13 protein-coding genes are annotated in these 12394 nt (G+C 57.8%); 12 read left to right on the top strand and 1 reads right to left on the bottom strand.

Annotation, left to right across the window (positions count from 1 at the left end; all coding sequences use genetic code 11):
- Positions 1–80 precede the first annotated feature (80 nt).
- The 9 genes from H0S68_RS12555 to H0S68_RS12595 all read left to right on the top strand — a co-directional run bounded on the left by H0S68_RS12555 (position 81) and on the right by H0S68_RS12595 (position 7537).
- Complete coding sequence (locus tag H0S68_RS12555) at positions 81–1031, top strand: branched-chain amino acid ABC transporter permease (RefSeq protein WP_046373461.1); 951 nt, start codon at positions 81–83, stop codon at positions 1029–1031.
- Positions 1032–1040: 9 nt separating this feature from the next.
- Positions 1041–2153: an ABC transporter permease subunit gene (locus H0S68_RS12560; protein WP_142815152.1), complete on the top strand. Its 1113-nt coding sequence runs from the start codon at positions 1041–1043 to the stop codon at positions 2151–2153.
- The gene (locus H0S68_RS12565) at positions 2150–2920 is read left to right on the top strand and encodes an ABC transporter ATP-binding protein (RefSeq protein WP_020827020.1); all 771 of its coding nucleotides are present in this window, start codon (positions 2150–2152) and stop codon (positions 2918–2920) included. The genes H0S68_RS12560 and H0S68_RS12565 overlap by 4 nt, the downstream gene beginning before the upstream one ends.
- Positions 2913–3626, top strand: coding sequence for an ABC transporter ATP-binding protein (locus H0S68_RS12570; protein ID WP_128865217.1), 714 nt, complete (start codon positions 2913–2915; stop codon positions 3624–3626). The genes H0S68_RS12565 and H0S68_RS12570 overlap by 8 nt, the downstream gene beginning before the upstream one ends.
- A 34-nt stretch (positions 3627–3660) precedes the next feature.
- Positions 3661–4821 carry a branched-chain amino acid ABC transporter substrate-binding protein gene (locus H0S68_RS12575; RefSeq protein WP_410528743.1) on the top strand — a complete coding sequence of 387 codons (1161 nt, stop codon included), beginning with the start codon at positions 3661–3663 and terminating at the stop codon, positions 4819–4821.
- Positions 4822–4849: 28 nt separating this feature from the next.
- Entirely contained in the window at positions 4850–5341 is a 492-nt protein-coding gene (locus tag H0S68_RS12580) for an L-2-amino-thiazoline-4-carboxylic acid hydrolase (protein WP_020827023.1), read from the top strand.
- On the top strand, positions 5338–6564 hold the full coding sequence (locus H0S68_RS12585; protein ID WP_259218657.1) for a Zn-dependent hydrolase: 1227 nt from the start codon (positions 5338–5340) through the stop codon (positions 6562–6564). The genes H0S68_RS12580 and H0S68_RS12585 overlap by 4 nt, the downstream gene beginning before the upstream one ends.
- Positions 6565–6652: 88 nt before the next feature.
- Positions 6653–7000 (top strand): ArsR/SmtB family transcription factor, encoded by a 348-nt coding sequence (locus H0S68_RS12590; protein ID WP_020827025.1) that lies wholly within the window; start codon positions 6653–6655, stop codon positions 6998–7000.
- Positions 7001–7003: 3 nt separating this feature from the next.
- Entirely contained in the window at positions 7004–7537 is a 534-nt protein-coding gene (locus H0S68_RS12595; protein WP_046373455.1) for an SRPBCC family protein, read from the top strand.
- On the opposite strand, the gene H0S68_RS12600 is transcribed toward H0S68_RS12595, so the two are convergent.
- Entirely contained in the window at positions 7538–8566 is a 1029-nt protein-coding gene (locus tag H0S68_RS12600; RefSeq protein ID WP_020827027.1) for a transporter, read from the bottom strand.
- 204 nt (positions 8567–8770) lie between these two features.
- Between H0S68_RS12600 and H0S68_RS12605 the strand changes: the two genes are divergently transcribed.
- The 3 genes from H0S68_RS12605 (at position 8771) to pbpG (ending at position 12319) form a co-directional block, all read left to right on the top strand.
- Positions 8771–10381, top strand: coding sequence for an inorganic phosphate transporter (locus tag H0S68_RS12605; protein WP_020827028.1), 1611 nt, complete (start codon positions 8771–8773; stop codon positions 10379–10381).
- A 26-nt stretch (positions 10382–10407) separates the two neighbouring features.
- Positions 10408–11322 (top strand): polyphosphate kinase 2, encoded by a 915-nt coding sequence (gene ppk2 / locus H0S68_RS12610; protein WP_020827029.1) that lies wholly within the window; start codon positions 10408–10410, stop codon positions 11320–11322.
- Between the two features lie 163 nt (positions 11323–11485).
- A complete protein-coding gene (gene pbpG / locus H0S68_RS12615) occupies positions 11486–12319 on the top strand; it encodes a D-alanyl-D-alanine endopeptidase (RefSeq protein WP_122079452.1) in 834 nt (277 codons plus the stop codon).
- Positions 12320–12394 lie beyond the last annotated feature (75 nt).

A 12394-nucleotide genomic window follows, 5' to 3' on the forward strand; every position in this document is an offset into this window, starting at 1 on the left:
ATTATTTTTCCGTATTTTACAATTTTTTTTAATTCTCTACTGTGAGCTTCCTGAATCATTATTTTTCGGGACTCCTTCCTATGGATACGCTGGTACAGCAGACCGTCAACGGACTGATGCTTGGCAGCATTTATGCATTGATTGCCCTAGGTTACACCATGGTGTACGGCATTCTGCGCATCATCAATTTTGCCCACGGCGATGTGCTGATGGTCGGCGCGCTGAGCGCGTTGTCCGCCATCGGTGTGTTACAACATCATTTCCCGACGCTATCACCTTACGTCACGCTGTTGCTGGCGGCGCTGATCGCCATGGCGGTCTGCTCGCTGGTATCGATGAGTATTGAGCGTCTGGCCTATCGCCGTCTGCGCAATGCCCCGCGCCTGGCACCGCTGATCAGCGGGATTGGCGTTTCTCTGCTGCTGCAAACGCTGGCGATGCTGATCTGGTCACGCAATCCCTTAATGTTCCCGCAACTGTTGCCCATGGATCCCATCGCCCTGACGTCTGGCAGCGCTAACCACGCGCCGGCAGTGATCACCGGTACCGGTATTGCCACGCTGGCTATCGCGCTGCTGGTGATGGCCGGGCTGCTGTTATTGGTCGAACACTCGCGCTTTGGCCGCGCCATGCGCGCCACGGCGGAAAACCCACAGGTTGCCGGCCTGATGGGCATAGACCCCAACCGCATCATCGTTCTGACGTTCGCCCTCGGCGGTGCTTTAGCGGCCGTGGCGGGCATCATGATGGCCAGCAACTACGGCAATGCCGGTTTCTCCATGGGGTTCCTGCCGGGCATCAAAGCCTTCACCGCCGCCGTATTGGGCGGTATCGGCAACCTGCGCGGCGCCATGCTCGGCGGCCTGTTGCTGGGGTTGTTCGAGTCGCTGGGCACCGGTTATCTCGGCGAACTGACCGGGGGCACCTTCGGCAGTAATTATCAGGACGTTTTCGCCTTCCTGATATTGATCGCCGTATTGGTATTTCGCCCATCCGGCCTGCTGGGCGAACGCGTTGCCACCCGCGCCTGAGGATACAAGATGACTGTTTTGACTCACCTACAGCAAACCGATTCCCCTGGCCGCGCCAAACTCGGCGTGGCGCTGTTTATGCTCGGCCTGCTGCTTGCCCCCTGGGTAGCCGGTGCCGCCGGTGGTAACTACTGGGTGCGGGTGATTGATTTTGCCTTGCTCTACCTGATGCTGGCGTTAGGGCTGAACATCGTGGTTGGCCTAACCGGCTTGCTGGACATGGGGTTTATCGCTTTTTACGCGGTAGGCGCCTACCTGACCGCTCTGCTGTCGTCACCCCACCTGACCGAGCAGTTTCCAATCCTGTTGCAGTGGTTCCCCGATGGGCTGCATTTGTCTATCCTGCTGCTGATCCCGCTGGCGGCAGTATTGGCAGCGTTGTGCGGCATTCTGCTGGGCGCACCGACGCTGCGACTGCGTGGAGACTATTTGGCGATCGTCACTTTGGGCTTCGGCGAGATCGTCCGCATTCTGATGCGCAATCTGGACCGGCCGCTAAACATCACCAACGGCCCCAAAGGGATCTCCGGCATCGATCCGGTTTCACTGTTTGGCCTGAAGTTTTCGGGCATGCATCAGTGGTTCGGTTTCCGTTTTTCGTCACTGTACCTCTATTACTACCTGTTCGCCGCCCTGCTGCTGCTGATCCTGTTTATCTGTCTTCGCCTGCAACACTCACGGGTGGGTCGGGCCTGGACCGCCATTCGCGAAGATGAAGACGCGGCACGGGCGATGGGCATCAATACGCGTAATTTCAAGCTGTTGGCATTCGCCATCGGCGCCACTTTTGGCGGCATCGCCGGCGCTTTATTCGCAGCATTTCAAGGATTTGTCTCACCGGAGTCCTTTACGCTGCAAGAGTCCATCGCGGTACTGGCGATGGTGGTATTGGGCGGCATGGGCCATATCCCCGGAGTGATCCTCGGCGCCTTGTTGCTGGCCGCCTTGCCTGAACTGCTGCGCAGCACCATGGGGCCGCTGCAACAGGCCCTGTTCGGTCAGGTGTGGATCGATCCGGAGATCATCCGTCAGCTGTTCTACGGGCTGGCGTTGATTCTGGTGATGCTGTATCGCCCGGCAGGCCTGTGGCCCGCACGTCATCCACAGGGGGCCACTTTATGACGCCGCTTCTCACGCTCAGTCACGTCAGTAAACGCTTTGGCGGATTAACCGCGGTGGACAATGTCAGTATCAGCATCCGTCAGGGAGAGATTTACGGCCTGATTGGCCCCAACGGTGCCGGCAAAACCACCTGCTTTAACCTGATCACCGGTCTGTACCGCGCCGACAGCGGCGAATTCCGCCTGCATGATCAACGCTACAAGCCGCAGGCTATCGATAAGGTGGCACAGGCCGGTATCGCCCGCACCTTCCAAAACCTGCGCCTGTTCAATGAGATGAGCGTGCTGGAAAACGTGATGGTCGGCTGCCACTTGCGCACCCGCAACGGCCTGTGGGCAGCGATTTCACGCCATCGGCGCGCCCGACAGGAAGAACAGGCCACGCGGGAAAAATCCCACGCGCTGCTCGACTACGTCGGCATCAGTCAGTTCGCGCATTATCGCGCCGGCGATCTTTCCTATGGCCACCAGCGCCGGCTGGAAATCGCCCGGGCATTGGCGACCGAGCCCAAATTGTTGGCGTTGGATGAACCCGCCGCCGGGATGAACGCGGCCGAAAAAGTGGCACTGCGCGATCTGCTGCTACGCATTCGAGACAGTGGCAAAACGCTGTTGCTGATCGAGCATGACGTCAAGCTGGTGATGGGGCTGTGCGACCGCATGACGGTGCTCGACTACGGCAAAGTCATCGCCGAAGGCGAACCGGCACAGGTAAGGCGTGAGCCTGCGGTGATCCGCGCTTATCTGGGAGGCGCTGCCCATGTCTGAGCCCTTACTCAGCGTTAAAAATTTAAAAGTGTCTTACGGCGGGATTCATGCGGTGAAAGGCATCGATTTTACGGTGAACAGCGGCGAACAGGTGACGTTAATCGGCGCCAACGGCGCGGGCAAGACCTCCAGCCTGCGCGCTCTGACCGGCCTGCAGCCGTTTGAAGGAGAAATCCTGTTCGACGGCCTTTCCATTCGTGGCGTACCCCCGCATCGCTTGCTGCAGCAGGGGCTGGTGATGGTGCCTGAAGGCCGCGGGATTTTCGCTCGCATGACGGTATTGGAGAATCTGCAGCTTGGCGCTTATTCACGCTCTGACAAACCGGCGGTTCGACAGGATTTGGAGCTGGTTTGCGCGCTTTTCCCTCGCTTGCGCGAACGGCTGCGCCAACAGGCCGGATTACTTTCCGGGGGTGAGCAGCAGATGGTGGCGATCGGTCGTGCGCTGCTGAGCCGCCCGCGCCTGCTCATACTGGATGAGCCTTCTATGGGCTTGGCGCCTATCGTGGTTGAGGCCATTTTTGAGGTTATCAAACGCCTGTCGCGTGACGGTGTCACGCTACTGTTGGTTGAACAAAACGCCAGGCTGGCGCTGGCGTCGACCGATCGCGCTTATGTGCTGGACAGCGGCAATCTGAACCATAGCGGCCGCTCTGCCGACCTGCTGGACGATGAAAAAATCAAACAAGCCTATTTGGGCGAATAAACGTTTTTACTTTTAACCACACCGGGAGTTTTACATGCACAACATAACTCGCTTCAAGCCGTTGGCGTTGGCCGCCGCAATTCTGGTCAGCCTGGGTGCCGCCTCGTCGGCGCTGGCCGATGAAACCATTCTGATCGGCCTGGCCGGTCCTTTAACCGGCCCTTCCGCCCGTATTGGCAAAGATTTGGAAAACGGCGCTCAGTTGGCGATCGCCGATGCCAACGCCCAGAAACCCACGCTAAACGGTAAAGCGGTCACCTTTAAATTGTTGTCCGAAGACGATCAATCCGATCCGCGCACCGCCGTCGCCGTGGCACAACATCTGGTCGACGAAGGCGTGGTCGGTGTGGTCGGCCATTGGAACACCGGCACCAGCATTCCTGCGGCGCGTATTTACCACGACGCCGGTATTGCCCAGGTTGCGCCGGTCGCCACCGGCCATGGCTATACTCAACAAGGGTTTGATACCAGCTTCCGCGTCATGGGCCATGACGACGATGGCGGTAATTACGCCGGGATCTATGCCGTCACACAGCTAAAAGCCAAGCGCATTGCGGTGATTGACGACCGCACCGCGTTCGGGCAAGGACTGGCGGATGAATTCATCAAGTCGTTGGCGGCTCAGGGTATCCAGCCGGTGGCGCGTGAATATGTCGACGACAAGACCGTCGACTTCAGCGCGGTGCTGACCACCGTGCGCAGCAAGAACGCCGATTTGATCTTCTTCGGCGGCGTAGACTCACAGGCAGCGCCGCTGGCGCGCCGTATCAAACAGTTGGGCATGAACACCCCGCTGATGGGGGCCGGTGGCTTCGTTAGCCAGACCTTCCTGACGCTGGCACAGAAAGAAGGCGAAGGCGTTGTAGCCCTGGAGCCTGGCTTACCGCTGGAGCAAATGCCCGGCGGCAAATCCTTTGAGCAGGCCTATCGCGACCGCTATAAAACCCATATCGAACTGCATGCGCCGTTCGCCTACGACGCCACCCGGGTACTGATTGCCGCCATCCAGCAGGCGGGATCCGCCGATCCGGCCGATTATCTGCCGAAGCTGCGAGCCATTCATTATCAAGGCGTCACCGGCACCATTGCATTCGATTCGCAGGGCAACCTGCAACAGCCGAGCTTCACCCTGTACCGGGTGGTTGACGGCAAATGGCAGCCGCAGACCGTATTGGGCGGCGCAAAAAAACAATAAAAATCCGCAAGCAATGAGGAGCAAGGTGATGAGCGATGCAAAAAACGAGTTGGGTATTCTGGCACGGCGCCGCATAGAAGCGGAAATCATCAAACCGATCTACCAGATCCTGGTGCGCGAAATCGGCAAAGAGCGCGCACAGGCGGTGATTGGCGAAGCCATCGAAAATGCCGCCATTGAAGCCGGCAAAAACTTCGCCGCGCAGGAGCCGAATGGCGCGGATTTGCAAAGTTTCGCCGCCTTGCAGTACCTGTGGGAAAAAGACGATGCGCTGCAGGTGAAGGTGATCTACCAGGACGAGCAGCATTTTGACTATGACGTCACCCGCTGTCGCTATGCCGAGATGTACCATCAGATGGGGCTGGGTGAGATCGGCCATCTGCTGTCCTGCGCACGCGACAGCCAGTTTATCGTCGGCTACGCGCCCGAGGTCGAACTGCAGCGCACCCAGACCATCATGTCCGGCGCGCCCTGCTGCGATTTTCGCTATGCCGCCAAAGCACAGGGAGAAAAAAAGTGACGCATCGAGTAAACGGAGAACGTCTGTGGCAAAGCCTGCTCGACATGGCGCAATTCGGGGCTATCCCGAAAGACGGCGTGACCCGGTTGGCCCTGAGCGAAGAAGACCGCATGGCGCGCAACCAGTTGCGCGAGTGGGCCCTGGAGGCCGGTTGCAGCGTACGCATCGACCGCATGGGCAATATGTTCCTGCGCCGTGAAGGCACTCGCCCGGATCTGGCCCCGGTGGTCACCGGTTCCCACGTTGATTCTCAGCCCAACGGCGGCCGTTTCGACGGCATTTACGGCGTGCTGGCCGGGCTGGAGGTGATCCGCACCCTGAACGATCGACAAATCGCAACCGAACGTGCGGTGGAAGTCATTAACTGGACGAATGAAGAAGGCGCACGCTTTGCGCCGGCAATGATCTCTTCTGGGGTATTTGCCGGCGTGTTCGAGCTGGAATACGGCCTGTCGCGCCAGGATGTACAGGGCACCAGCATCGGCGAAGCCTTGCAGCAAATCGGCTACGCCGGCGAGCATCCGGTGGGCAACACGCCGATTCACGCCGCCTTTGAGCTGCACATTGAGCAAGGGCCGATCCTCGAAGCGGAAAACATTGAGATTGGCGTGGTGACCGCCGCACAGGGGCAGCGCTGGTATGAACTGGAGATCACCGGGTTCAGCGCCCATGCGGGTACGACGCCGATGGATAGACGGCGCGACGCCCTGCTCGGCTTCGCCGCCATGGTCAAGGCGGTCAATGATATCGGTAACGACTTTATGCCGGATGCCCGTGCCACGGTAGGTATGGCGCAAATCACACCCAACTCCCGCAACGTAGTGCCGGGCAAGGTGTTTTTCAGCGTCGAGTTCCGCCACCCGCAAGAGGCCGTATTGGCGCAGATGGAACAACGTTTGCTGGCTGCGGTGGCCGAAGTGGGCGTCGATGGGCTAAATGCCCATGCCGAGCGTATATTCCAATATCAGCCGATACGTTTTGATCCAGCTTGTATCGACAGCGTGCGGCAGGCCGCCAAGACCCTGGGTTATTCGCACCGGGATATGGTTTCCGGTGCCGGTCATGACGCCTGTTACCTGAACCGGGTAGCCCCTACGGCGATGATATTTATCCCCTGCGTGGACGGCATCAGCCACAACGAACTGGAAAACATCTCCCCGGCGTGGTCGACCGCCGGTGCCAACGTGTTGCTCAATGCCATATTGGCGCAAACTCACGCCTGATCCCCTGGCTCCGGCCTGTTTGTCGGAGCCAGAAAAAATATTCAACAAACTGGTTGAATATTAGCCCGCCTGTTCTATATTCAACCATATGGTTAAATTATCTTCCTCACAGCTGGACGCCATTTTCCATGCGCTCTCCGATCCGACACGCCGCGCAATATTGCGGTCGTTGGCCGGTGGCGAGCACAGCATTGGCGAACTGGCCGCGCCGTTGCAGATGTCGTTTGCCGGCGCTTCCAAGCATATCAAAGCACTGGAGCTTGCTGGGCTGGTGCAGCGTACCGTGCAGGGAAGAAACCATATCTGCCGGCTTGAACCCGAGCCTATGGCGCAGGCCATGCAATGGCTGCAAACCTACGAGCATTTCTGGACTGAGCGGCTGGACGCGCTGGAAATAGCGCTGCTGCAACCGGAACCGAATCCTCCCAAGGAGTGAACCATGAACGACTACGGCATGATTATTGAAACCGGCACGCTGCGTATTCAGCGGCTGCTGCCCGGCCCTATCGAACGGGTCTGGGCCTATCTGACGGAATCCGACAAACGCGCCACCTGGCTGGCCGCCGGCGAAATGAAGCTGGAAAACGGCGCCCAGGTAGAGCTGGTGTTTCGCAATTCCGATCTGACCGGCGAACACGAGCAAACGCCGGCCAAATATAAGCACCTAAGCTGCAGCGTCAGCAACGTCGGCCATATCACCTGCCTTTTCCCACCGCGGCTGCTGAGTTTTACCTGGGCTGAACAGGGGCAAAGCCGCCCTTCCGAGGTGACCTTCGAACTGACCGAACAGGGCAAAGCCGTGCTGCTGACGGTCACCCACCGTCGCCTGGCCAACCGTGATGAAATGCTCAGCGTGGCCGGGGGCTGGCATACCCACCTGGATATCCTGGTCGATCGTCTGCACAATCGTCAGCCGCAGCCGTTCTGGAGCACTCACACTCGCCTGGAAGAAGAGTACCGGGCCAGACTGTGATCAGCCTTCATCCCGGCGTCTGAAAGCCAGATAGCCGGTAACCAGCGTAAAGCCGCCGACCAGCAACACCAGCAAAACAAAGCCGTGGTGGTTGCTGGCCAGCGGGATCCCCCCCACGTTCATGCCAAAGAAACCGGCAACGATATTGATTGGCAGTGCCAACACGGTGATCACCGTCAGGGTGTAGAGCGTGCGGTTGTTCTGTTCCATCTGCTTGGCGCCTATCTCTTCCTGTAACAAGCGAATGCGTTCGGTCAAGCTGGCGAGATCATTTAGCACCACCGTGAACTCTTCGGTAAATTGCCGCAGATCCTGTACCACGTCCCGGCTCAGCCAGGTCGGTGGCCGGTTCAGCAAACGAAACAGCGCCGCGGGCTCCGGCGCCAGCAGACGCTGAAAACGCAGCAGCATGCGGCGCATTCTGCCCAGTTCGGTGCGGTTGCGTTTCACATGGTTGCTCAGCAGGCGATCTTCAATGGTATCGACGTACTGGTTGGCCTGCCGCACCACCTGCTCCAGCACCTCTTCCTGCTCTTCCAGCAAATGCGCCAGCAATTCGGTAGAAGACGCCAACTGCAGCGGCCCCAGTCGCCCCAGCAGCCGCTCAATCAAACGCAGCGGTTTGTGCCTCACCGTGACCACCAGGCCGCTACGGCAATACAGCCATAGCGTCGCAATCTCCGGGTTATTCTCTTTCGGGTGGAAGATTACGTCATTGAGCACCGCGAACAGATCTTCTCCCTGACGCTCTATGCGCGTGGTATGAGAACCGTGGCGGATCTCGTCAAAGAAAAACTCAGAAATCTCGAAGTGGTTTTTTAGCCATTTTTCCGCCGCGGCATGATTCAGGTTGAGATGCAGCCAGATAAATCCCTCCCCCGGCGACAGCGTCTGATAGGCCTGGCAGGCCTGCTGCGAAGAGACCCGCTGCGGTGGCTCTGACGTACGAAAAACGTGGCCGTAAATCAGCCCGGTGACCTCATCGTCAAAATCAAGTTTGTGTAATTTTTCCGCAACCGTTTGAGCCATAAACCTTTGTCCCGAATAACCGCACGCATGAATTAATCAATCTCAGTCTTTATATCAACCTTTAAATGCCAACGTTAATTATTTTCACTGTTCCCGATGATTAATATTAGCGTCATAAAAAAGTCACATTATTTCCCAATACTTTGATGGCAACACCGTACAGCACCGTCAGTAATCTAATGAAGCCTATCGGGAAGGTCCTTTATGAGCGATAACAGCGCCGTTCAAGCGGGTGCGCCATCTGCGTCAAGCCTGCCAAAAATCTACCAAAAGAACAGTCGACTCACTGTTCTTTTTTTTATTTTATTATTAGTGCTGGGGATAGCTTTTGCTGGCGTAAATCTATTTAACGACGTCAGCGATGCCGGCGCGGTTTATACCAGTTACGTTCCGTTTCTTTTATTGGGAATGGCGTTATTGATCGCGCTCGGCTTTGAATTCGTTAATGGTTTCCACGATACCGCCAATGCGGTAGCCACCGTGATTTATACCCATTCCTTGTCGCCGATGGTGGCCGTGGTTTGGTCGGGGTTCTTTAATTTTCTCGGCGTTTTGCTCTCCAGCGGCGTGGTGGCCTTCGGCATCATTTCGCTGCTGCCGGTTGAACTGATCTTGCAGGCCGGTACCGGCAACGGGTTCGCCATGGTCTACGCCCTGCTGTTCTCGGCGATTATCTGGAACCTCGGCACCTGGTGGCTGGGGCTGCCTGCGTCATCATCGCATACCTTGATAGGCTCGATCATCGGCGTAGGGGTGGCTAACGCCCTGATCCACGGCCGCACCGGCACCAGCGGCGTCGACTGGGGGCAAGCCATTAAAGTGGGGTATGCCCTGCTGCTTTCACCGGTGATCGGCTTCGTATTTGCCGCCTTGCTGCTGCTGGCGCTGAAGGTCTTTGTTAAAAACCGTCAGTTATATACCGCCCCCAAAAATGACTCGCCGCCGCCGTTGTGGATCCGCAGCCTGCTGATCCTCACCTGTACCGGCGTTTCCTTTGCTCACGGCTCCAATGACGGGCAAAAAGGCATGGGCCTGATCATGCTGATCCTGGTCGGTACCATGCCGATTGCCTATGCGCTGAACCGTTCGATGCCGCCGGAGCAAATCCCCCGCGTAGCGGCATTGGCGGAAGTGACAAAAAACCAACTGCTGCAACAGTTCCCAGCGGTCAGTCAGGTTCCTGCGCGTGAAGTCCTCACCGGCTATGTTCGCACCAGCGAGTTGACGCCGGAGGTGGTGCCTGCCCTGGCCCAACTGACCGGCGCCATCGGCGATCAAATTCGCCAGTACGGGTCGGTCGACAAAATCCCTGCGCAGGCGGTATCCAACACCCGAAATGATATGTACCTGACGTCGGAGGTCATTAAGCACCTGAAGACGGAAAAACAACTTCAGATCCCCGCTGACTCGCAACGCAATCTGGACGCGCTGAAAGGCGAATTGGACAGCGCCACCCGCTTTATTCCGTTCTGGGTCAAGGTGGTGGTAGCGATAGCGCTTGGGCTGGGCACCATGGTCGGCTGGCGGCGCATCGTGGTCACCGTGGGCGAGAAAATCGGGAAAAGCCACCTCACCTATGCGCAGGGCGCCAGTGCCGAGCTGGTGGCGATGACCACTATCGGGGCGGCGGACGCCTTCGGCCTGCCGGTTTCCACCACCCACGTTCTTTCATCCGGCATTGCCGGGACCATGGCGGCCAACCGCTCCGGCCTGCAAATGTCCACCCTGCGCAATCTGCTGATGGCCTGGGTGTTGACGTTGCCGGCCTCGGTGCTGCTTTCCGCCGGGCTCTACTGGATCTTCACCCATTTTTAAAACCGGGCTAACACGGAGAATCAACTATGGCTATGCATGAATTTAATCACGACGACACCTTCAACCAGCGCCTGCTGCAGGAATTCTACGACAGCTATGACGAAGAGCTGGAAATGGAACTGGACGACCTGCGCTTTGACGACACCGAGGTGGACAGCGACCAGAAAAAAGCCTGGCGCAAACAGTATTTTCGCGAATTGCTGCGACTGCAGGGTGAATTGGTCAAACTGCAGGACTGGGTGATGCGTACCGGTCACCGTCTGGTGATCATCTTTGAAGGCCGCGATGCCGCCGGCAAGGGCGGTGTGATCAAACGCATCACCCAACGTCTGAACCCGCGTACCTGCCGTGTGGCCGCGCTGCCCGCCCCCAACGATCGCGAACGTACCCAGTGGTACTTCCAGCGCTATATCGCCCACCTGCCGGCCGCCGGCGAAATGGTGTTGTTCGATCGCAGCTGGTACAACCGTGCCGGAGTGGAAAAAGTGATGGGCTTTTGCAACGACGAAGAATACGAAGAGTTTTTCCGCAGCGTGCCGGAGTTCGAAAAGATGCTGACGCGCAGCGGCATTCAAATCGTCAAGTATTGGTTCTCGATCACCGACGATGAGCAGGAGCTGCGTTTCCTCAGTCGCATTCACGATCCGCTCAAGCAGTGGAAGCTCAGCCCAATGGATTTGGAGAGCCGCCGCCGCTGGGAGGATTACACCGAGGCCAAAGAAGTCATGTTAGCGCGCACTAACATTCCTGAGGCGCCATGGTGGGTGGTTCAGGGTGTCGACAAGAAAAAGGCCCGGCTGAACTGTATCAGCCATCTGCTTAAGCAAGTGCCCTACGAAGAAGCCGAAGGCAACGTGATCACCTTGCCACCACGCAAACGCAGCCCGGACTACAGTCGCAGCCCGGTGCCGGATAATATGGTCGTGCCAGAAGTGTATTGATGCCCTGCCAGGGAGGCGCATGGCCGCCTCCCTGCCTTCTCCTCACGCCAGAACGCCACCGCTGAGTTTTCAGATCCGGAAGGGTCACCTTATTTTCTCCACATTTGCTGTGCAGACTCTTGCTGATATTTTTTCATCAGTCAGGAACGTAGTCACGGTTGCCATGCATTTATTGAATTCCCTTTTTCGCTTTTCCACCTCAGGCTTCGGCGTCATTTTGATTCTCACGCTGCTGTTGTTTCAGCCCTCTGCGCAGGCTGCTGCGCCGCTGGCGCTTCACTCTGCTTCGGTATTGGTGGTCAATCAGCGTACCGGCAAAACGCTGTATCAGAAACAAGCCAACCGCGTGTTGCCGATAGCTTCGCTGAGCAAATTGATGACCGCCATGGTGGTATTGGACAGCAAACGCCCGCTGGGCAACCCGATAAAAGTCACTCCTGCCGACCGCGATCTGCTCAAGAAGACCCATTCGCGCCTGACCCTGGGCTCCATTCTCAGCCGGCGCGATATGCTGCACATCGCCCTGATGTCATCGGAAAATCGTGCGGCGGCCGCGTTGAGCCGCGGCTATCCCGGGGGACGAAAAGCCTTTGTGGCGAAAATGAATCAGAAAGCACGCAGCCTCGGCATGAAACACGCCCGCTTTTACGATCCGACCGGCCTGACGCCGCGCAACGTTGCCAGCGCCAGGGATCTGCTGAAAATGGTGAATCATGCCTACCGTTATCAGACCATTCGCCGTTTCAGCACCGACAAGCAGCAAATCGTCCGTCCTGGCCGGGGCCAGCTGGTTTATCGCAGTTCCAATGGGCTGATCAACAATCCGGCTTGGAAAATTCAGCTGCAAAAGACCGGTTTCACCAACGAAGCCGGCCACTGTCTGGTGATGCGAACCCTGATCAAGGGGCAGCCGGTGGTGATCATCCTCCTCGGCTCAAAGCAGCGCTACGGCCACTACAGCGACGCTATTCGCCTGAAGGCCTGGCTGGAGTCCTGATGTGAATCGGGCGCGTCAACCACGCGCCCCTTTACCACTCCGCGCATATCTAAATCCGTTTTTTATCAATGGAAT

The organism is Serratia sp. AXJ-M, from assembly GCF_046531865.1.
GTDB lineage: Bacteria > Pseudomonadota > Gammaproteobacteria > Enterobacterales > Enterobacteriaceae > Serratia > Serratia liquefaciens.

Bases quoted from the DNA above. Each gene is read 5' to 3' on its own strand.
- pbpG (WP_122079452.1), top strand. From the start codon at position 11,486: ATGCATTTATTGAATTCCCTTTTTCGCTTTTCCACCTCAGGCTTCGGC.
- H0S68_RS12595 (WP_046373455.1), top strand. From the start codon at position 7,004: ATGAACGACTACGGCATGATTATTGAAACCGGCACGCTGCGTATTCAG.
- H0S68_RS12555 (WP_046373461.1), top strand. From the start codon at position 81: ATGGATACGCTGGTACAGCAGACCGTCAACGGACTGATGCTTGGCAGC.
- H0S68_RS12605 (WP_020827028.1), top strand. From the start codon at position 8,771: ATGAGCGATAACAGCGCCGTTCAAGCGGGTGCGCCATCTGCGTCAAGC.
- H0S68_RS12560 (WP_142815152.1), top strand. From the start codon at position 1,041: ATGACTGTTTTGACTCACCTACAGCAAACCGATTCCCCTGGCCGCGCC.
- H0S68_RS12580 (WP_020827023.1), top strand. From the start codon at position 4,850: ATGAGCGATGCAAAAAACGAGTTGGGTATTCTGGCACGGCGCCGCATA.
- H0S68_RS12600 (WP_020827027.1), bottom strand. From the start codon at position 8,566: ATGGCTCAAACGGTTGCGGAAAAATTACACAAACTTGATTTTGACGAT.
- ppk2 (WP_020827029.1), top strand. From the start codon at position 10,408: ATGGCTATGCATGAATTTAATCACGACGACACCTTCAACCAGCGCCTG.
- H0S68_RS12575 (WP_410528743.1), top strand. From the start codon at position 3,661: ATGCACAACATAACTCGCTTCAAGCCGTTGGCGTTGGCCGCCGCAATT.
- H0S68_RS12590 (WP_020827025.1), top strand. From the start codon at position 6,653: ATGGTTAAATTATCTTCCTCACAGCTGGACGCCATTTTCCATGCGCTC.
- H0S68_RS12570 (WP_128865217.1), top strand. From the start codon at position 2,913: ATGTCTGAGCCCTTACTCAGCGTTAAAAATTTAAAAGTGTCTTACGGC.
- H0S68_RS12565 (WP_020827020.1), top strand. From the start codon at position 2,150: ATGACGCCGCTTCTCACGCTCAGTCACGTCAGTAAACGCTTTGGCGGA.